General features: G+C 70.3%; 17 protein-coding genes and 2 pseudogenes. 6 read left to right on the forward strand and 13 right to left on the reverse strand.

The window, feature by feature from the left end:
* Positions 1-133: 133 nt before the first annotated feature.
* From ACFY16_RS26755 to ACFY16_RS26770, 4 genes are all read right to left on the reverse strand, one after another.
* Positions 134-1,060 carry a hypothetical protein gene (locus tag ACFY16_RS26755; protein ID WP_390649733.1) on the reverse strand — a complete coding sequence of 309 codons (927 nt, stop codon included), beginning with the start codon at positions 1,058-1,060 and terminating at the stop codon, positions 134-136.
* 103 nt (positions 1,061-1,163) lie between these two features.
* Positions 1,164-1,613, reverse strand: a complete 450-nt coding sequence (locus ACFY16_RS26760) for a hypothetical protein (protein WP_390649734.1) — start codon at positions 1,611-1,613, stop codon at positions 1,164-1,166.
* Between the two features lie 183 nt (positions 1,614-1,796).
* Positions 1,797-2,453 (reverse strand): DUF2218 domain-containing protein, encoded by a 657-nt coding sequence (locus ACFY16_RS26765; RefSeq protein WP_390649735.1) that lies wholly within the window; start codon positions 2,451-2,453, stop codon positions 1,797-1,799.
* Positions 2,454-2,488: 35 nt separating this feature from the next.
* On the reverse strand, positions 2,489-3,052 hold the full coding sequence (locus ACFY16_RS26770) for a class I SAM-dependent methyltransferase (protein ID WP_390649736.1): 564 nt from the start codon (positions 3,050-3,052) through the stop codon (positions 2,489-2,491).
* A gap of 187 nt (positions 3,053-3,239) precedes the next feature.
* On the opposite strand from ACFY16_RS26770, the gene ACFY16_RS26775 reads away from it, so the two are divergent.
* Positions 3,240-3,815: a TetR/AcrR family transcriptional regulator gene (locus ACFY16_RS26775; RefSeq protein WP_390649737.1), complete on the forward strand. Its 576-nt coding sequence runs from the start codon at positions 3,240-3,242 to the stop codon at positions 3,813-3,815.
* Positions 3,816-4,083: 268 nt separating this feature from the next.
* On the opposite strand, the gene ACFY16_RS26780 is transcribed toward ACFY16_RS26775, so the two are convergent.
* The 7 genes from ACFY16_RS26780 to sigJ all read right to left on the reverse strand — a co-directional run bounded on the left by ACFY16_RS26780 (position 4,084) and on the right by sigJ (position 12,685).
* The gene (locus ACFY16_RS26780) at positions 4,084-5,319 is read right to left on the reverse strand and encodes an FAD-dependent oxidoreductase (RefSeq protein WP_390649738.1); all 1,236 of its coding nucleotides are present in this window, start codon (positions 5,317-5,319) and stop codon (positions 4,084-4,086) included.
* Between the two features lie 547 nt (positions 5,320-5,866).
* Positions 5,867-6,523, reverse strand: a complete 657-nt coding sequence (locus ACFY16_RS26785; RefSeq protein WP_390649739.1) for a TOPRIM nucleotidyl transferase/hydrolase domain-containing protein — start codon at positions 6,521-6,523, stop codon at positions 5,867-5,869.
* A 529-nt stretch (positions 6,524-7,052) separates the two neighbouring features.
* A complete protein-coding gene (locus ACFY16_RS26790) occupies positions 7,053-8,594 on the reverse strand; it encodes a long-chain fatty acid--CoA ligase (protein WP_390649740.1) in 1,542 nt (513 codons plus the stop codon).
* Between the two features lie 192 nt (positions 8,595-8,786).
* Positions 8,787-9,347 carry a MarR family winged helix-turn-helix transcriptional regulator gene (locus ACFY16_RS26795; protein WP_390649741.1) on the reverse strand — a complete coding sequence of 187 codons (561 nt, stop codon included), beginning with the start codon at positions 9,345-9,347 and terminating at the stop codon, positions 8,787-8,789.
* 80 nt (positions 9,348-9,427) lie between these two features.
* The gene (gene paaI / locus ACFY16_RS26800) at positions 9,428-9,940 is read right to left on the reverse strand and encodes a hydroxyphenylacetyl-CoA thioesterase PaaI (protein WP_390649742.1); all 513 of its coding nucleotides are present in this window, start codon (positions 9,938-9,940) and stop codon (positions 9,428-9,430) included.
* Positions 9,941-10,444: 504 nt separating this feature from the next.
* Positions 10,445-11,638: an NAD(P)/FAD-dependent oxidoreductase gene (locus tag ACFY16_RS26805; protein ID WP_390649743.1), complete on the reverse strand. Its 1,194-nt coding sequence runs from the start codon at positions 11,636-11,638 to the stop codon at positions 10,445-10,447.
* Between the two features lie 102 nt (positions 11,639-11,740).
* A complete protein-coding gene (gene sigJ / locus ACFY16_RS26810) occupies positions 11,741-12,685 on the reverse strand; it encodes an RNA polymerase sigma factor SigJ (RefSeq protein WP_390649744.1) in 945 nt (314 codons plus the stop codon).
* A gap of 212 nt (positions 12,686-12,897) precedes the next feature.
* Between sigJ and ACFY16_RS26815 the strand changes: the two are divergent.
* A pseudogene (locus tag ACFY16_RS26815) lies at positions 12,898-13,029 on the forward strand (helix-turn-helix domain-containing protein); the annotation flags it as partial.
* A gap of 15 nt (positions 13,030-13,044) precedes the next feature.
* Here the strand turns inward: ACFY16_RS26815 and ACFY16_RS26820 are convergent.
* Positions 13,045-13,734, reverse strand: a complete 690-nt coding sequence (locus ACFY16_RS26820; protein ID WP_390649745.1) for a TetR/AcrR family transcriptional regulator — start codon at positions 13,732-13,734, stop codon at positions 13,045-13,047.
* 140 nt (positions 13,735-13,874) lie between these two features.
* Between ACFY16_RS26820 and ACFY16_RS26825 the strand changes: the two genes are divergently transcribed.
* The 4 genes from ACFY16_RS26825 (at position 13,875) to ACFY16_RS26840 (ending at position 17,748) form a co-directional block, all read left to right on the forward strand.
* Entirely contained in the window at positions 13,875-14,111 is a 237-nt protein-coding gene (locus ACFY16_RS26825) for a hypothetical protein (RefSeq protein WP_390649746.1), read from the forward strand.
* A 68-nt stretch (positions 14,112-14,179) separates the two neighbouring features.
* A complete protein-coding gene (locus ACFY16_RS26830; RefSeq protein ID WP_390649929.1) occupies positions 14,180-14,488 on the forward strand; it encodes a hypothetical protein in 309 nt (102 codons plus the stop codon).
* Positions 14,489-14,608: 120 nt separating this feature from the next.
* Positions 14,609-15,352 (forward strand): HAD family hydrolase, encoded by a 744-nt coding sequence (locus ACFY16_RS26835; protein ID WP_390649747.1) that lies wholly within the window; start codon positions 14,609-14,611, stop codon positions 15,350-15,352.
* Positions 15,349-17,748, forward strand: coding sequence for a glycoside hydrolase family 65 protein (locus ACFY16_RS26840; RefSeq protein WP_390649748.1), 2,400 nt, complete (start codon positions 15,349-15,351; stop codon positions 17,746-17,748). The genes ACFY16_RS26835 and ACFY16_RS26840 overlap by 4 nt, the downstream gene beginning before the upstream one ends.
* A 208-nt stretch (positions 17,749-17,956) precedes the next feature.
* On the opposite strand, the pseudogene ACFY16_RS26845 reads toward ACFY16_RS26840, so the two are convergent.
* A pseudogene (locus ACFY16_RS26845) lies at positions 17,957-18,799 on the reverse strand (alpha/beta fold hydrolase); the annotation flags it as partial.
* Positions 18,800-19,009 lie beyond the last annotated feature (210 nt).

Here is a 19,009-nt window from a genome sequence, read left to right on the forward strand (position 1 = left end):
TCCGGGCGTGAATCTAAACCGCCGACCCGGGCCTTTTGCCGGCCCCCCCCGCGCCCCCCCGGGGGGGGGGGGGGGGGGTGGGGGGGGGGGGGGGGGGGGGCCCCCCCGCGGGGGGCGCCCCACCGCACAGGGGTCAGCCCACGTGCAGGGTCAGGGCAGCGGTGTGCAGCGCGCCGCCGGTCTGGAACTGCAGGAACAGCCGCCAGTTGCCGGAGGTGGGCAGTTCGGCGTTGAAGGCCAGGTCGGGGCCGCCGTGGTCGCCGGTCACCTTGGTGGTGGGGTGAAGGTGGGCGAACGCGGCGTCGCCTTCGTGGAAGGCGGTCAGGTGGGCGTAGGTGTCCAGGTAGGGCTGCAGGTCGGTGACGGGCTTGCCGTCCTTGGCGATGGAGACGGTCAGCGGGTGCGCCATGCCCGCCATCGGCTCGCCCTTGACGGTGACGCTGTACCCGTCGACCTGCGTGCTGCCGGCGGGGGCGGGCAGCGGGGTCTTGGTGGCTTCGCCGGGCACGGTGACGGTGCGCGACAGCACGAAGTCCTTGCCCTTGCCGGGCCCGGAATCGGGGGCGAAGGAGGCGAACAGGCGCCAGGAGCCGGGGGCGAGGGAGGTCAGGTCGGCACTCCAGGTGCCGTCGGCGGCCATGGTGGGGTGGATGTGCTGGAAGCCGCTCAGGTCGGAGCGGATGGCGTAGAAGTGCATCCGCTTGGTCTGGTCGGGGGCGAAGCCGGTGACCGGCTTGCCGTCCGGGTCGGTCACCGTGAACCGGTAGGTGGTCTGCTTGCCGGACGGCAGGGCCGCTGTTTTGGAGGTGAGGCGGTAGCCGTCCTGGGTGTCGGACAGGCCGTTGCCGGAGGCCATGTGGTCCATGCCGGGCATGTCACCCATCGCTTGCGACGTGCTGGGCGAGGAGGACACGGAGGACTTGCTGCCGTGGTCCATGCCGGGCATGGACGAGGAGTCGCTGGAGGAACCGCAGGCGGCCAGCGTCAGCGCCAGAGCGGTCGCGACGCTTGCCGCTGCGAGGCTGCGGCGGCGCGCAGTGAAACGGGAAGAGACGAACATCGAAGTGGGATCTTTCCGGGTGGGCACACCACACCGGTGGTGCGCGGAAACGAGCAGGACACGGTTGCCGGTTCCGGTCTGGGCCGGGTTCGGCACGCGCCTGTCATGTCCGCGCGATGCACACTTGGAGCAGAAGATCTCGTCCGCCGGCTGGTGGCCCGCGCCACACCGTCCCGCCCGCCGCCGCCCGCAGTCGGGCCGGCATCCATAGGGCGAGTACGGCGGCGCCTGCCACGGTGAGCAGGCCGGGCGTAGGCAAGGGGGTCCGCTCGTGGGCGGGGGTCGACACGCACAGCACGCCGGGCATCCCGGGCGCGTCGGCAGCCAGGACGGCGGGGCCGGGATCGTGCGCGGCCCGCGCGGCTGTGGTCATCACAGCGGCGTCGTGGCCGCCGGTCATCGGCGGGGCCGCGATCGCGGGCATGGTGCCGTGGCAGCCCTCCGCGGCCGTGGCCGGGGCGCCATGCATGAGGAACAGGCCGAACAACACCGCGCACACCGCCAGCAGCCGGGTGGTGCCCCGCCTGTCTGCCTGTGCGCTGTCCACGGCCATGCCCTTCCTTCTCGTTCGGTGCCCGCCATCGGACAATACCCCACCTGGGTATCGATGGCTCGATCCGGGTTCGGGTCCTGCCCCCGTGGGACTGCCTGTGTGGGGACTGGCCGGGACCTGCCGGCATGCCCCTGCGCCTGTCCGACCTCGCTCAGCCGAACGCGCGCCGCGGTGCGCTGCGAGCTACTCTGCGTGTCGCCGACTGCGGCGATGCACCTGACGGCCGAGCACTGTCAGTGCCGTGATCTTCACGACGATGACTGCCAGGACGGCACCGACGACCCGGCCCGCCCAGTGTGGCCCGGAGAACACCGCATCGGCCAGGCCTAGATGGACGGCCACGGCAAGGGTGCCGAGGACCGTGATACCTGCCCAGGTGAGACGCCTGCGCCACGCCGAGCCCGATGCCGCGGGTGGGGGCGTGGTGCCGGAGACCTCTGCGCGCTGGGCGGCAGGCTCTTCTTGCTGTTGCCAGTCCACTCGCAGCTCGTCGCGCCTGCCGAACCTGCCGATGTGCGTTTCCAGGAGGTCCTGGAGCCGCCGCAGCCCCTGCTCGTCGTCGGCCTCGGCGTGCAGCACCAGCGCGTCCGGCTCGGCATCCAAGGCGCACCGGCCCCACGGCAGGCTCAGGACGCCCCGGGTCTGGGACCACTCGACGTGGATCTGCTCCGGCTCGAGTTCGGGTGGCAGGTGCGTACCGGCCGGCGGCGTGGCGTCGCCACTCTGGTGAGACCGCGCACGGTCGCCGAGGTGGCGGCCCTTGTTGGTGAAGTGCTTGCACAACTGGACGAGATACCGGCTGGGCCGGTCGGTGGAGATGCGGGCTTCGGCGATCGGCATGGCGATCCTCGGGTCGGTGGCCGTCAAAGGGAGGTTCAGGTCCTGGTCAGAGCGGCGAGCCATGCCTCGACACGGCCCGGGGCGGCGCTGAGTTCGATGGCGGACGGTTCGACGGAGTCGATACGCCAGCCGTCGGCGAACGCCGCTTCGATCTCGCCACGCGTCACCTTGTGGACCGGACCCCATGCGCCGCGGTCCCGGTCACTGATGCAGAGCATGAAACAGCGGCCGCCCGGCCGCAGTGCGGACCGCAGGCCGTCGACGTACGCGGTGCGGTCCTCGCTGTCGAGGACGTGGAAGAGCCCGCAATCGAGCACGGTGTCGAAGCGCTCACCTAAGTCGGCCAGTTGCCGGGCGTCGTGACGCAGGAACAGTGCCGCCAGGTCGCGGGCACGCGCCTTCTCCTCCGCGGTGCGCAGGGCTCGCGCCGCGAGGTCGATGCCAGTGGCGTCGAGCCCGAGGCCGGCGGCCATGAGCACGTGCTCCCCGGTACCGCAGCCGGCATCCAGTACCCGGCCCCTGAGCGCGCCTGCCTCGGCGAGGACGAGGAAGGCGGGCTGGGGGCGGCCGATGTCCCAGGGCGGTGGGGTGACATACAAGTCGTCGGGCTCCCGGGGAGCCGTTGAGGCTGGGTGATGCGATGAGACGGACATGGGGTGCTCCCCTTGTGCGGTCGGATCCTGATGGCCGGGGACAGGGCCCCGGGCGACACTCCCAGATTTATCGAGACACTCTGTCTACGTCAAGTCATGGTGTTTCCAACCGGTCGCCACGTACACTACGGGTGTGCCGAAACTGTGGAACGAGACGATCCAGGAGCACCGCCGCGCGGTACGGGACACGGTGCTGGAGGTCACGGCAGCTCTCGTGGCCGAGCACGGGCTACGGGGCGTGACGATGTCCCGGATCGCCGAGGGGACCGGGATCGGCCGGGCCACGCTGTACAAGTACTTTCCGGACGTCGAATCGATCCTCACGGCGTGGCACGAGCGCCAGATCGCCGACCATCTACAGGAACTTTCGGCGCTGCGCGACGGGCCCGGGGGACCCGGCGAGCGGCTGACGGCGGTCCTCGGTGCCTACGCCTCCATCCAGCGGCGCCGTCACGGTCACGACGCGGAGATCGGTGCCGTGCTGCACCGCGGAGAGCACGTCGCCCACGCCGAGCGGCATCTGCTCCGGTTCGTCAGTGAACTGCTCGCCGGGGGCGTGGAGGCCGGTGAGGTGCGCGATGACGTGTCACCCGACGAGCTGGCCGCCTACTGCCTGCACGCCCTCGGCGCGGCGGGCGGGCTGCGGTCCCAGGCCGCGGCGCGCAGACTCGTCCAGGTCACGATGGACGGCCTGCGCCCCTCGCGCTGAAGGTCCGGCCTCGCGTTGCAGGAACGGGGAGGTCGGTGCCGACACACGCTTCCCCGAGGGGCAGCCCTTGCCGGGGAGATTGGTGGCGCGGGCAGAGCGTACGCCGTCCCGGCACCTGGAAGGTGCGCTGAGAGCACGGGCAAAGCTGCTCGGCCGGGCCGAGATCGACGTCGATGAACAACGGCGCACCTGGCCGGAGTTGCCGTCGGCACCGTGGCCTCGATCGGCGCCGCCCCGCTTGCCTCAGCCCTGGCCGCCACGCTTGCCGTCAGCGCCGCACGGACGCGTCCGGTGGCCGCTCCCGTAGCGCGCCATAGGCGATGAAGTACGCGGGGAGACGGCGTATCAGGCGTGACCCGGTGAGCAGCGCAGTGATGCGCCGGGCCCGGTCCGCGCTGCCGAAAGGTGGCTGTCCCTGCAGGACGGGCGCGATGAAGCGGGCGTGGGCCGTCCGCTGGAGTGCCTGTGTCGCGACGGTGGTGGGACGTCGACGGCGCTGCACCGCGCGCACGTCGCGCAGGCCCACCGCCCCGCGGCGCAGCGGCTCGACCAGGTGTCGGGCGGCGGCCACGGCGTCCTCCACGGCGAGATTGATACCGATGCCGAAGACCGGTGACATCGCGTGCGCCGCGTCGCCGATGCACAGCAGCCCGGGACGATGCCAGCGGCGCAGACGGTCCAGGTGCACGTCGAGCAGCTTGACGTCGTCCCAGGAACGCAGTGCGTGCGTGCGGTCCGCGAGCCAGGGAACGGCGGCTGCATAGTCCGCCAGGAAGCGGTCGAGGCCGGCGGCGCGTCGCTCGGGGTCGGTGCCCTTGGGGATGAGTGCGGCGCACTGCCAGTAGTCCCCGCGGTCGATCATCGCGGTGAGGAAGCGGTCGCCGGCGCCGCCGACGAGTCCGCGTGGATCGCCCTCGTGCCGCGGCAGCCGGAACCACCAGGCGTCCATGGGGCAGTCGAAGCGGTGCAGTCCCAGTTCGGGCCGGGCGCGGGCCAGTGATCCGCGCCCGTCGCAGGCGACCGTGAGAACGGCGCGCAGTTCGCCGGTGCGGCCGTCGCGAGTGCGGTAGCGCACCCCGGTCACCCGCCCGCCTTCGATCAGGAGGGAGGTCGCCTCGGTGTTCATCCGCAGGTGGAAGGATGGTTCGCGGCGGGCCTCGTCGGCGAGAAGGTCGAGCAGGTCCCACTGGGGCACCATCGCCACGTAGTTGTACGGGCCGGGCAGCACCGCGAGGTCCGCGATCGTGATCATCGACCGGCCGGCCCCGACGGGCAACTGGACGGTGCGGACCCGGCGCTGCGGCAGCCGGGCGAAGCGCTCGGCCAAACCCAGATCGTCCAGCAGCGCCAGCGTCGACGGGTGCACGGTGTCGCCGCGAAAGTCGCGCAGGAAGTCGCCGTGCTTCTCCAGCACGGTCACAGCGATGCCCGCCCGGGCCATCAGCAGGGCGAGGACCATGCCCGCGGGGCCGCCTCCCACCACACAACACGTGGTCCGCTCCATCACGGCCCCACCTTCCGGGTGAGCAGTAATTCATCGTCCGATGAAAATTATACTCCCGTGCGGACGTGGCCCAGCCACAGCCGGCAATGTCGGCCCAGCGGTACAACCCGATCACCGCACCCGCGAGGGCCCCACCCGCAAGCCCGTCCAGGGGCCGGTCCGGCAAGGTGGAGAAGAACGGGATCGGATCACCGATGAGGAGATTCCAGAACGGATCGATCTGGGCCAAACCCGCGAGAAGGCCCCCACACAGGAGGCCGACGGCCGTCCCGCCGAGCGCCTTGTGCCTGAAGCGAGCCTGTCGGGGCCCGGATACAGTTGCGGCGTGGTCGTACCGCGGCCAGTGGTCGATCGCGTTGTTCGCGGTGAATGCGCTGATACCACCGATGAACGCGCCGGTGAGTGCCATGCCCCAAGCCCCAACCGTGGCGTCGGGCCAGTCCTTTGACGGTAAGAAGGCTCCCACGATCGCACCGGCGATCGAGCCGAGGACCGCCCATGTCGCGACCTGCACCCAGGGCAGTACCGCGCATGGCGTCGGCCGGTGTCAGACGCGCGTGAGAAGGCGTTCCAGCGGCCGGGGAACGCGCTTGAGGTCCAGGTGCGCGACCAGCGCCTGCGCGTAGAGTGCCTTGCGACCGCTGTGCGTGCCCATGAAGCGCCGCAGTTGGTGTTCCACGGGCCGTTCCCGCTGAGCCGGCTGGCCCTGGAAGGTGCGGAAGGGGCGCATCTCGCCCTGGGCCTCGATCACCTGCTGCACGTCCTCCGCCCCGAGAGCGCGGATCAGCTCGTCCTCCAGGTCGGCGACGCACAGCTGGAACCCGAGTGTCTCCAGACTGGTGTGCGTGAGACCGGACCCGAGCCCGACCCGCTCCAGATGACGCCGGAAGTGCCGCTCCTCGCCGATGTCGCAGAGGCCGGCCAGCGGGCGATCGAGCCCCGGAGGACCGCACACGTCCAGGAAGCGCCCGATGTTCGTCGCTCCTCCGAGCGGTACGACCGCGACACCCTCCGCGCCGAGGTCCCGGCCGTAGCGCGTGGCCAGCGCTTCGAGCGCGACCTGATCACTGCTCCCCTCGACGAGCACGATCGTCCGCAGACCGCCGTCGGCCAGCTCCCGCGCGACCTCGGCGGCCGCACTTGCCCCCGCTCCGCCGGCCGCCCACGCGGCCAGCGCCAGGCGGAATCGCCTCAACTCATCCACGAAACCTCGCCTCCCGACGCCATCCTGGCACGGCCGAGATCCCGTACGCACGCACGTTTTCCGGGCGAAAGGACTCAAGCCCCGGGGCCTCGGCGGACCGTGTGCTGCGAGCCAAGCCTGGGAAGCGGTGGTGGGGCACACCCATCCGCAGCGTTGTCATCAGGCGAGTGAGGAGAATGAATCGAACGCGATGCGATGCAGGCACTCATCCTGCTCTAGGAGGGCCTGTCCGGCTACCAGCTTCCAGGCGGAGGCCCGGAAGCGGGCGGTGAGGACACGGAGGCGCCGGGCGAGCCGGTCCCTGCGTCTTGGGCGCGCGGGTGCCGCGGATCTGTGGTCGGGGGAGGGGAGAGCGGGCAGCGCGGGACCGGCGTCCCGGTTCAGGCAGCCGGAGCGGGCGGGGCCGACCGCGGCAGGGGTGGTGCCCCGCAGGAACTCGCCTGCGTAGGCGGCAGGCCGGGTACCGGCTCGGCCGACAGGGCCGACGGGTGGACGAGGACGACGGACGGCGGCGGAGTGCAGTACTTGTTCACTTCAGCTGCCGTTTGAGGATCTTGCCGCTGGCGGTCATGGGCAGTTCGTCGCAGAACTCGAACAGGCGCGGGTACTTGTAGGCGGCCATGGCGCTCTTGCACCAGGTGCGGAGGGCGTCTTGCGAGAGGTGCGATCCCTGGCGTCGTACGACGTACGCCTTGACTTCCTCGCCGTGTACGGGGTGCGGGACGCCGACCACTGCGGCCAGGCTCACGTCGGGGTGGGTGAGCAGGGCTTCTTCGAGTTCGCGGGGATAGACGTTGTATCCGCCCCGGATGATGAGGTCCTTGGCGCGGTCGACGAGGACGTAGTCGCCGTCGGCGTCACGCCGTGCGATGTCCCCGGTGAAGAACCAGCCGTCGCGCAGGACCTCGGCGGTGGCGTCGGGGCGGCCGAAATAGCCCTTCATGACGTTGTGTCCGCGGATGGCGACCTCGCCCGGCTCACCGTCGGTGACCTCGGTGCCCGAGGGGTCGACCAGACGCATCTCCACGCCCCATACCGGGCCGCCCACCGAGCCGGGTTTCGGCGGGCGGCCGGGATGCTGGAAGGTGACCATGGGGCTGGTCTCGGACAGCCCGTATCCCTCATGGATGCTGATGCCGAAGGCCTTGCGGAAGCGTTCGGCGATCTCGACGGCGAGCGCCGCGCCGCCCGAAATCGCCATGCGGAGCCGCGTGGTGACGGCCTTGCGGGTGTCGTCGTCGACGGGCTCTTCGAGGAGCTTCCAGTACATGGTCGGGACGCCGGCGAAGACGGTGACTTTCTCGCGGGCCAGCGTCCGCATGACCTTCGCCGCCTCGAAGCGCGGCATGAGCACCATGCGGGCGCCGATGCCGAAGATGGCGTTCATCTGGACGGTCTGGCCGAAGCTGTGGAACAGCGGCAGGACGATCAGGTGTACGTCGTCCTGGCGTGCCTCGATGGTGCGGTGGCAGGTGAGCGCGTTGAGCGTCATGTTGGCGTGGGTGAGTTCCGCGCCCTTCGGACTGCCTGTGGTGCCGCTGGTGTAGAGGATCACCGCGGTGTCCGACTCCAGGGTGCAGACGCTCTCGTGCACGTCGCTCCTGCTCGCCAGCACCGTACTCAGAGTGGGGACGTCGGCCAGGGGGGAATCGTCCGCCGGGTCGTCGGTGATCAGGATCAGGTGCTCGCAGGAGGGCGCCTGCGCCACGGCCTCGGCGACCGCTGAGGCCGGCACCGCAGCGGTCGGGCCCGCGTGGCAGAAGAAGGCTTTGACCTGCGAGTCGGTCAGGTGGTAGGCGATCTCCCGTGGCTGCAGCATGACGTTGAGCGGGACGACGGCGGCTCCCGCCTTGAGGATGCCGTAGTAGAGCGTGGGGAATTCGACGCGGTTGGGACAGCTGAGCGCCACCCGGTCGCCGCGGCCGATGCCGCGGTCGGCGAGCAGGTTCGCCACGCGGTTGGCGGCGGCGTCGAGCTCGGCGTAGGTCAGGCGCAGGGGGCCTTGGGTCACGGCCTCGCGATCGGGGTGGTGCCGTGCGGTGTACTCCAGCATGGAGGCGAGATTCAGCATGATCGACTTCCGGTGAGTGCCATCGCGGGAGCGGGCCGTTCGGCTGCGGCGAGGGCCGGTGGCGGCGTTCCGGCTGTGTGTGCGCTATAAGAAGTTTCTAGTGCGTTAAATGAACAACGCTAGGGCTTGATTGTCAATGGGTTGACATAATTTCGGACGGGTGGGGCCTGTACGCGCTGCTGGTGGGCGACGTCAGCCCTGGGTCTTCTTCGCCGACTTGGCGATCCCGCCGGCCACCTTGGTCAGCAGGTCCTTCAAGGTGGCCTGCTCCGCCTCGGTCAAGTCCGCGAACCAGTCCCGCTCGAGCTGGTTCTGGCGTGCGAACGCGTCCTTGATGGCGGCATGGCCGGCCTCGCTCAGCCGTACCGTCACCAGGCGTCGGTCGGTGCTCGACAGCCGTTCTCGGATCACCAGGCCGTCGGCTTCCAGCGTCGCCAGGACACTGGAAGCGGCCTGACGGCTCATGCCCGCCAGGCGCGCGATGTCCCGGGCCTCCGCCTGTCGGAAGATCCACACGATGTACAGGATCCGGAAGCCGCTGTGGCTGAAGCCGCGCGGACGGTGGACGAGACGCTCGGAGTGCTGGCTGTGGGTGTTGGCGGTGCGCAGCAGGAGCATGCCCAGGTGGAAGGCCATGCCGTCGATGTCCGGAAGTTCCCGCCGGGTGAGTTCCAGGGCGACATCACTGAACTCGGGCCCCTGGACCTCGGAAGCGGCTACGGGAGTGGTGTCCGCCGACCCGTCGTCTGTCACCGTTCGCCTCGCCGCTTCCTGCTCGCCGTGGATCCTGCCCTGTGATGCAGTGCAGAGTACCGAGCGGCCCTGCCCCCGCCTCAGCCGCGGGGGCGGTCCGCCGCGGTTCCCGGGGACAGGGCACCCTGCCGCGGTACGACGTTCTTCGTATGCAGACTCTGGCCACGGAAGGTCGCGATCACGTCGCCGTCCTGGTGGGCCACGACGACGTCGTACAAGCCGCTCTTGGGGCCCTGGTGCACTGCCCGGCATGTGGCGCTCAAAGTGTCCCCCGGGCGGGCGGGGGCGAGGTAGTGAACCTGTGCCCCTGTGGAGACGGCCGGCGTCTCTCCCGCGTTCGCGGCGTAGGCGAGCGCGGTGTCGGCGAGCAGGAAGATGATCCCGCCGTGGCAGATTCCGTGACTGTTGAGCATGTCGGGCCGCACGGTCAGGGACAGCCGTGAGTGCCCATCGCCGGCCTCTTCGACGATGATCCCGTGGGCATGGGCGCAGGCGTCCCGCGCCAGAAGGGCCTGAGTGCGGGGCGGCAGATGCCCCGGTGCGGCTGCCTCCCAGGGGTCCCGGAGTGCGGCGTCGTGGTCCGAGGGGGCCATGGATTCCTCGCCTTCGTTCAGAGTGGGGGCGCCGGTGTGGGCGCACCTCGCCATAAAGGCAAAGGATAGACTGTCAACGCCTTGACTTTCTCTGTGGGGGGCATGACCTCCGGGTCACCGGGGCCCGTCGCCCCAGTCGCGCGGCGTTCCGCAGATCCGGCCGCCGACGGTTTGCCCTTCCTCCCTCGGCGCCTGTCTCGTGGCGGCCGTCGCGATTGGGGCCGAGCATGCCGACGGCGCGGCCCAAGGGTGATCGCAGAAGAGGGCGACGAAGCGGTCGCGGTGGCCGTGGTGGAACCGCAGTCGGTGAACCACCACCTCTCCTACCGCTTCGGCAGCCGAAACCCGCTGGGCGTGGGAGCGGCCGGCCTCGCCCTGGCGTCCCTGCACGCCCCTTGCCCGGGCGAGCCCGACGCGCCGGCTGAGGTGCGGCGCGCCGGGGTACGCAGGCACGTACGGCCGCGTCGAGCCGGGCGGGTATGGGCTGCCGTGCCCTTGCGTGAGTCAGGCCGGCGTCTTGAGTGCCGCGCCCGTCCGGGCCGGCCGGCGTACGACGTGGCGGCGCCGGGTCGGCATGAGTGTCGGGTTGGCGACGCCCCAGGCCGCGCCTTTGCAGACGAGCTCCTTGTAGACGGCGGCGAGCCGTCCTGTCAGGGCCGCCCGGACGGCACGGTCGTCGGCGGTGACGTACTGGATCAGGCCTTCCTTGCGGCCCAGCGAGATGCACTGGTTGAAGTAGCGCAGCGGCACGTTCGGGGGCTTCCCGCCGGTCAGGCGCGCCGCGATGGCGTCGGCGGCCTGCCATGCGGTGGGGACGCCCGAGGCGCACGACATCCGCAGTGGCTTGTCGCCGGGGCCCGTCACCATGGCCGCGTCGCCGATGGCGTACACGTCCGGGTGCGAGAGCGAGCGCATGGTCCGGTCGACCACGATTCGGCCTGTGTCGGTCAACTCCAGGGTGGTGGCGTTCGCGATCGGGTGGACGGCGAAGCCGGTGGTCCACACGGTGACCTCGGCCGGGATGGACGTGCCGTCGGCGGTGGCGACGCGGTCGGCCTCGACGCCGGTGACGGCGGCGTGCTCGTGCACGGTGATGCCGAGCTTGTCGAAGACCTTCCGCAGGTGCCGGCGGCCCTTGGGCGAGAGCCAGTCGCCGAGGCCGCCGCGGGCGGCGAGGGCGACATCGAGGTCCGGGCGGGCCTCGGCGATCTCGGTCGCGGCCTCCAGGCCGGTGAGGCCGCCGCCGACAACCACCACGGGCTGTCCGGCGTCGAGGCCGACCAGGCGCTCACGCAGCCGCAGCGCTCCAGGGCGACTGGCGATCTGGTGGGCGTGTTCGGCGGTGCCCGGGACGCCCTGGTCGTTCCAGCCGCTGCCGAGGGCGTACACGAGGGTGTCGTACGCCAGTTCCTCGGCGCCGTTCGCGTCGAGGACGGCGACGGTCTTGCGGTCGACGTCGACGCCGGTGACCTTCGCGAGCCTCAGTTCGACGCCGGTGCCCGCGAACATCTCGGTGAAGGGCCGGGACTTGAGGTCCTGGCCGACCGCGAGCTGGTGCATCCGGACGCGCTCGACGAAGTCGGGCTCGGCGTTGACGAGGGTGATGGCGACGTCTTCGCGGTGCAGCCGCTTGGCGATGCGCCCGGCGGCGATGGCTCCGGTGTATCCGGCTCCGAGGACGACGATGCGGTGCTGCATGTCCTAGCTCCTGTCTTCAGCGGATTCGCCACTTGAACCGGGCAGCCCGCCATTTCCTGACAGCAACGTGATGTGAAGCACCTCACACCAGGGTCTGGAGGGTCAGAAGGCGTTGAGCAGGGGTTCGCCGTGGTCGGAGGCCGCCCACCGCCGGGTCGCCCGTTCGAGCTTGTCGGGGTTGACCTGGTTGCGGGACGCGGCGATGCCCTCGGCGGTGACCTGCAGGCACATGACGCCGATGACCCGGCCGTCGAGGACGGCCACGATGGCGGGGTCGCCGTTGGCGGTCGTGGCGTAGACCTCGGGCGATCCGCCGGCCAGGACGCGCTTGGCCTTGCTCGGTTTGAACAGGCCCCGCATGAACTTCGCGACCGCGAGAGCACCTTCGAACGCCTTGGCACGAGCCGGGACCTTCCCGCCGCCGTCGCCGATCGAGACGGCGTCCTGGGTGAGCAGCCGCACCAGCGGCTCGGTCCGGCCGCTGGTGGCGGCTGCGAGGAACTCCTCGACGATCCGCCGGGCAGCGGCCTCGTCGATCTCCGTGCGGGCCCTGCCGTCCGCGACGTGCTTCTTGGCGCGGTGGAAGATCTGCTGGCTGGCCGCCTCGGTGATGTCGAGGATCTCGGCGATCTCCCGGTGCGGGTAGTCGAAGGCCTCCCGCAGCACGTACACCGCCCGCTCGTTGGCGGAGAGGCGCTCCAGTAGCGTGAGGACCGCGTACGAGACCGATTCTCGCTGTTCGGCGGTGTCGGCCGGGCCGAGCATCGGGTCTCCGGCGAGCAGCGGTTCGGGGAGCCATTGGCCCACATAGGTCTCGCGCCGTGCGCGGGCCGAGGTGAGCTGGTTGAGGCACAGGTTGGTGAGAACCTTCGTCAGCCAGGCCTCAGGGACCTCGATGTGGTCGACGTCGGCGGCCTGCCAGCGCAGGAACGTCTCCTGCACGGCGTCCTCGGCTTCGCTCGCGGAGCCGAAAAGTCGGTAGGCGATGGCCTCCAGGCGGGGCCTGGATGCCTCGAACCGGTCCACGTCGTTCACGGTCAGGGCCATGGCCCGGATCCTAGCTTCCGCGGTACGCGACGGGCGCTGCATTTGCGGCCTTGCGCTACCGGGATTCATTCGCAGTGCACCGGCGTTCACGCCGGTGGTGAAGCGAATCTGAGCATGGCGACGTGGAGCGTCGCCGGATCGTTCCTTCCAGCGGAGCTGGATCCGGCTGGTCCGTCCCCGGGTTGTCGGTGCCTGGTGTCGGCGTCCGGATCGTGCAGCTTCGGTATGCCTTCCGCCTCGACCCGACGCCGGGTCAGCGCAGCGCGCCGGCCCGGGCGTTCGGGTGTGCGCGGGTGGTGAACAACGACGCGATCGCGGCGCGGGAGCGGGCGCGGGGCGGCGGGGGAGGCGTTGAGTTCTCAGGCGGGTCCGGGGCGGGTGATGCGGACCATGGCGCGGTAGAGGGCGGTGTCGGTGGGGGGTTCGGGGAGCGGGGGGAGGGGCGCGCCGGGGGTGGCGTAGGAGCGGAGCATGTGGGCGACGAGGCGGTGCCAAGTGTCGGGGGCTGCGTCGCCTGCTGCGTTGATGACGCCGGCGTTGGCCATGAGCAGGATGACGAGGTCCTGGCTGGTGAAGTCGTCGCGGAGGTGGCCGCTGGTCTTGGCGCGGGCGATGACTTCGAGGAAGCCGTTGTATGCCTCGGCGCGGCGGGCTTCTACGGCTTTGGCGGCGGGGAAGGTCATGGTCAGGACGTCGGCGAAGCCGCGGTCGGCGGCTTGCATGGCGCAGACGGTGTGGATGTAGCCGGTGAAGCCGTGCCAGGGGTCGTCGTCGGCCAGGGCGGTGGCGACGGCGTCGGCGTAGGCGTCCATGCGGTCGGCGAAAACTGCGTTGATCAGTTCGTCGCGGGTGGCGAAGCGGCGGGAGAGGGTGGCTTTGCCGACGCCGGCCTCGCGGGCGACGGAGGCCATGGAGACGCCGAGCCCTTCGGTGGCGAAGAGTCGGCGGGCGGCGGCGAGGATGCGCTCGCGATTGCGTTCGGCGTCGGCGCGCAGCCCCGTCTCGGGCGTGCGACCAGGGTTTTCGTCGGGGGCTGCGATGCGGGTCATGTCACCACCCTACCGAACTGGAACAGGCGGCCCACTTCTTTTGTCGGGCTGGGCAACGTGGCATCGGGACGGCCGTTCCAGTTACCGAGAGGTGTTGTCATGCGTGCTGTCGACTCCATGAAGTCACCGCCGCTCCGGCCGTGGCCGAGGCCGAGACCCCGCGCCCGCAGGCGGGTGAGCTGCTGGTGAGGGTGGCGGTGTCGTCGGTGAACGGCTTCGACGCCGCGACGGCGGCCGGCTACCTGCTGGCGCAGAGCACTTGTTCCGTGGCTGTCGTATTCCTGAGCAAGAAGGTCCGCAAGCCCCCTCGTACGTGGCTCTGCGCTGTGCGAATTCGCTGGTCGACGGGGGCCCCGTACGGGATGCTGCACGCGTGATCGAGCGAGAAGCCGCCGTTCGAGCTGTCGAAGAACAGCTGGAGCGCGACTATCAGCAGTGGCGGGCTGTGAGTGTGGAAGCGGTGCGGATGGCTGTGGTCCGTGTCGAGGAGCACGAACTGGTGTGGATCGTCTCCTGGCAGTCCGAGGAGTTCGCACGCGACCTGACGGATGACTGGAAAGCCAGTCGGTATGCCGAGCGCGCATCCGGTCCCGTTCGTCGGACGTGGCGAGGAAGACGTCGGCGCCACCGTCGCACCAGATGCGTGGCGCCCGGCAGCGGAGCGAACGCGGGCGACCAGCGTGACCAACACCGTTCGGAGCACGCGGCTGAGCAACAGCGGTCCTGGATGCAGGACTCGCTCCTCAGTCTGTAGGAACGGTACGAAAGGCGACGCCCCTGGCTGCTGCTCGGGCCTCGGCCGAGCGGGTGCCTTCCCGGCGTGCCGGGCGGTATCTTGCCGCCGCCGACAGCATGCGCCTTCTAGCCTCGGCGCATGCTGGGGCTTCCTGCTCGCGTCCGCGCCTGCTTGTTCGATCTCGACGGGGTGCTCACCCAGACCGCGAAAGTGCACGCGGTCGCCTGGAAGGAGATGTTCGACGGTTTTCTCCGCGAGCGCGCGACCAGGGAGGGGACCTCGTTCGTGCCTTTTGACGCGGTCGACGACTACGACGAGTACGTGGACGGGCGCCCCCGTGAGGACGGGGTGCGCACATTCCTCGCCGCGCGCGGGGTGCACCTGCCTGAGGGATCACCGGACGACCCACCGGAGGCGGAGACCGTGAACGGGCTGGGCAACCGGAAGAACAACCTGGTGCTGCGGCGGATCCGGGAGGACGGGGTGGAACCCTACGAGGGCTCGGTCCGCTTCGTTCACGCGGCGCGGGAAGCCGGCCTGCGGTGCGCGGTGGTGTCGTCCAGCGCGAACTGCCGGGACGTCCTGGTGGCGGCCGGGATCGAGGGCCTGTTCGACGAGCGGATCGACGGAGTGGTGGCCCACGAACGTCATTTGCGCGGCAAGCCCGCCCCGGACACCTACCTGGAGGCGGCGCGCGGTCTGGGAACGGACCCGGACGAGGCTGCCGTGTTCGAAGACGCCCTGGCCGGCGTCGAGGCGGGCCGGGCGGGCCGGTTCGCCGTGGTCGTCGGGGTCGACCGGGTGGGCCAGGCGGAGCAGTTGCGGGCCCACGGGGCGGATGTGGTCGTCCGGGACCTGGCTGACCTGCTGGAGTCCCGGTGATCACTCATCCCAGCTTCACAGTCGAGCCGTGGTGCCTGCGCGAGACCGAGCTGAACCTCGACGTGCTCGCTCAGAGCGAATCGGTGTTCGCGCTGTCCAACGGGCACATCGGGTGGCGCGGAAACCTCGACGAGGGCGAGCCGCACGGACTGCCCGGCGCGTACCTCAATGGTGTCTACGAGCGGCATCCGCTGCCCTATGCGGAAGCGGGCTACGGATATCCCGAGTCCGGCCAGACGCTGATCAACATTACCGACGGCAAGATCATCCGGCTGCTCGTCGACGACCACCCGTGCGATCTGCGTTACGGCCGGCTGCTGGCGCACGAGCGGGTTCTCGACTTCCGCTCCGGTGTGCTCAGTCGGACCGCGCGGTGGACCTCGCCCGGCGGCCGCACCATCCGCATCACCTCACGCCGGCTCGTGTCCTTCACCCAGCGAGCGGTGGCCGCGGTGGTGTACGAGGTGGAGCCGATCGACGGACCGAGCACGGTGGCCGTACAGTCCGAGTTGGTCGCCAACGAACAGCTGCCCCGCTTCGAGGGCGACCCGCGCGTCGCGGCGGCGACCGAGTCCCCGCTGGTGCCCGAGGAGCACTTTGCGCAGGAGACCCGGCTGCGGCTCGTGCACTCCACCACCCGTAGCGCACTGCGGGTGGCGGCGGCGGCCGACCACCTCGTGGAGGGGCCCGAGAGCACGAGCTGGACGGTGCAGAGCGAGCCCGACGTAGCCCGTCTGACAGTGACCGCGGACCTGACGCCCGGTCAGCCACTGAGGCTGGTCAAGTTCGTGGCGTACGGCTGGTCGGGCGAACGCTCGCTGCCGGCCGTGCACGATCAGGTGGACGGGGCGGTGGCGGCCGCGGTCAGCACCGGCTGGGACGGACTGGTTGCCGCCCAACGGACGTACCTGGACCGCTTCTGGGCCGGCGCGGACGTCGAGGTGGAGGGCGACGCGGAGATCCAACAGGCGGTGCGATTCGCGCTTTTCCATGTCCTCCAGGCGGCGGCCCGCGGCGAGAACCGGGCGATCCCGGCGAAGGGCCTGACCGGAACCGGGTACGACGGGCACTCCTTCTGGGACACCGAGTCCTACGTGCTGCCGGTACTGACGTTCACCGCGCCGGAGGCCGTCGCGTCGGCGCTGAGATGGCGGCACCAGACGCTGCCGGCGGCGCGGGACCGCGCCAGTCAACTCGGGCTGTCGGGGGCGACGTTCCCCTGGCGAACCATCGACGGGGCCGAGTGCTCCGCCTACTGGCCCGCCGGGACAGCCGCCTTCCACGTGAACGCCGACATCGCCATGGCCGCCGTACGGTACGTCATGGTGACCGGAGACAAGGATTTCGAACGGAGCGAGGGCCTCGACCTTCTGGTGAACACCGCCCGGTTGTGGCGATCCCTCGGTCACCACGACGCGGAAGGCGTCTTCCACATCGACGGGGTCACCGGACCGGACGAGTACAGCGCCTTCGCCCGGGACAATCTGTACACCAACCTGGTGGCCCGGCAGAACTTGCTCGCTGCCGCGGACGTGGCCCTGCGTCATCCGGACCGGGCCACCGAGCTCGGTGTCGACGAAGAGGAGGCTGCGGTGTGGCGGGACGCCGCGGCCCGCATGGCGGTGCCGTACAACGAGTCTCTCGGCGTCCACGAACAGTCGGCCGGTTTCACGACCTTCCAGCACTGGGACTTCGACGCGACCCCGTCCGACAACTACCCGCTGCTGCTGCACTATCCCTACTTCGACCTCTACCGCAAGCAGGTGGTGAAGCAGGCGGACCTTGTGCTGGCGATGATGGAGTGCCCGAACGCCTTCACCGACGAGCAGAAGGCACGCAATTTCGCGTACTACGAAGCGCTGACCGTGCGCGATTCCTCCCTGTCGGCATCCTGCCAGGCGGTGCTCGCCGCTGAGACCGGGCACATGCGGCTGGCCTACAGCTACCTCGGCGAGGCCGCGCTGATGGACCTGGACGATCTCGAGCACAACACCCGTGACGGGCTGCACATCGCTTCCCTCGCCGGGACCTGGATCGCCCTGGTCGCGGGCTTCGGGGGAATGCGCAGGTACGTCGAGGAGGACGGCACGTCGGACCGGCTGGCGTTCGCACCGCGCTTGCCGGAAGCGCTGTCCAGAGTGGCGTTCACCGTGCTGGTTCGCGGACGCAGGCTGAAGGTGGACATCCGCCAGACCCATGCGCGGTACCAGGTGGTCGAAGGAGAACCGCTGGTCGTACTGCACCACGGAGAGCCGATGACCGTGCTCAGCGACGCGCCGGTCGACCGCCGGGTGCCTCCGGCGCCCTCGCGCCCCGAGCCGCAACAGCCGCAGGGCCGTCGGCCGATGGGTCTGCCCATGGGGGAGGACTCCCGGACAGGGACACCACCCGAGTAGCGCGGTACAGACTGAAGAACAAGCGTCAGCGACCGCTTTTCGCTTCCGATCGCCATCGGCGGCCGAGGAGGACGACGGCAGAACCGGCGGCCACCGACGCACCGGCTATGCCGCCGAGGGCGATGGCCTGTGTGGTCGGCCGCCCGGAGCCGCTGTTCGCGAGGGTGGGGCCGGAAGGATCGGCGCCGGTCATCGTCGCCGTGGTGGCGGTGGCCTGGGCTGCCTGCTCGACCAGGCGGGTGACCTGGCCCGGCTGGGAGACCGAGACGGCGTGGGACGCTTTGACCTCGACGGTGTGTGCGTGGGCGCGCTGGGCCATGAAGCGCTGCGCGGCCGGTGGGATGTTGCGGTCCTCGGTGGTGATCAGGGTCCAGGTGGGGATGGTCTTCCAGGCGGCCTTGGTGGCCTTTTCCCCCAGGGCCGAGGCGGCCACGGGACGCTGGGTGGCGGCCATCAGGTCGGTGACTGACCTGGGCACGTCGGCGGCGAACTGGTCGTGGAATTTGTCGGCCTTGATGTACTGGTCGGTGCCGGTGCCACCGCCAGGAAGGGGGAAGGGCACCGAGTTGAGGGCGCTGCCAAGAGTGCTCCCGGGGAACTTGTTGGACAGTCCCAGGGAACTTTCCCCCTCCGCGGGGCTGAAGGCCGCGATGTAGACCAGCGCCTTGACCTGGGCGTCACCGACGGCAGCCTCGCTGATCACGGAGCCGCCGTAGGAGTGACCGACGAGCACGACCGGACCGTCCACGCTCTTCAGCACACTGTGGATGTACTCGGCGTCACTGGCCAGCCCGCGCAGCGGGTTGGCGGGAGCGATGACCGAATAACCCGCCTGCTGCAGGCGGGTTATTACCCCGTTCCAGCTTGAGGCGTCCGCGAACGCGCCGTGCACCAGCACCACCGTCGGCTTCTTCTGCATCGAGCGAGGCTCGGCCTTCGCGGCACCGGCCGGACCCGCCGTGGCCGTCAGCGTGAGTGCTGCCGTGCCCGCGAGTGCGCCGAGCGCAGCGGCGTGCCTGAGGGTGGGGGAGAAGACGGCCTTGAGGTTCATGGTGTGTCTCCTTGAAGTGTGGTGACGTGGACGCGACTTGGTGCGTCCGCACCTCGGTGAGGGAGGCTTGTGGCCGCTGTGTCAAGCAGCCGCCCAGCCTGCGTCACGGCTGGGCTTGCCCCAACGTGGTGACGACGGCATGGGTGTACGCGGGGCCCTTCAGCCCCGGCGCGGTGTACACCTCGTGGGAGGAAGGACGGAGAGGCACAC

Origin of the sequence: Streptomyces sp. NPDC001315 (assembly GCF_042896175.1) — a bacterium.
Taxonomy (GTDB): Bacteria; Actinomycetota; Actinomycetes; order Streptomycetales; family Streptomycetaceae; genus Streptomyces.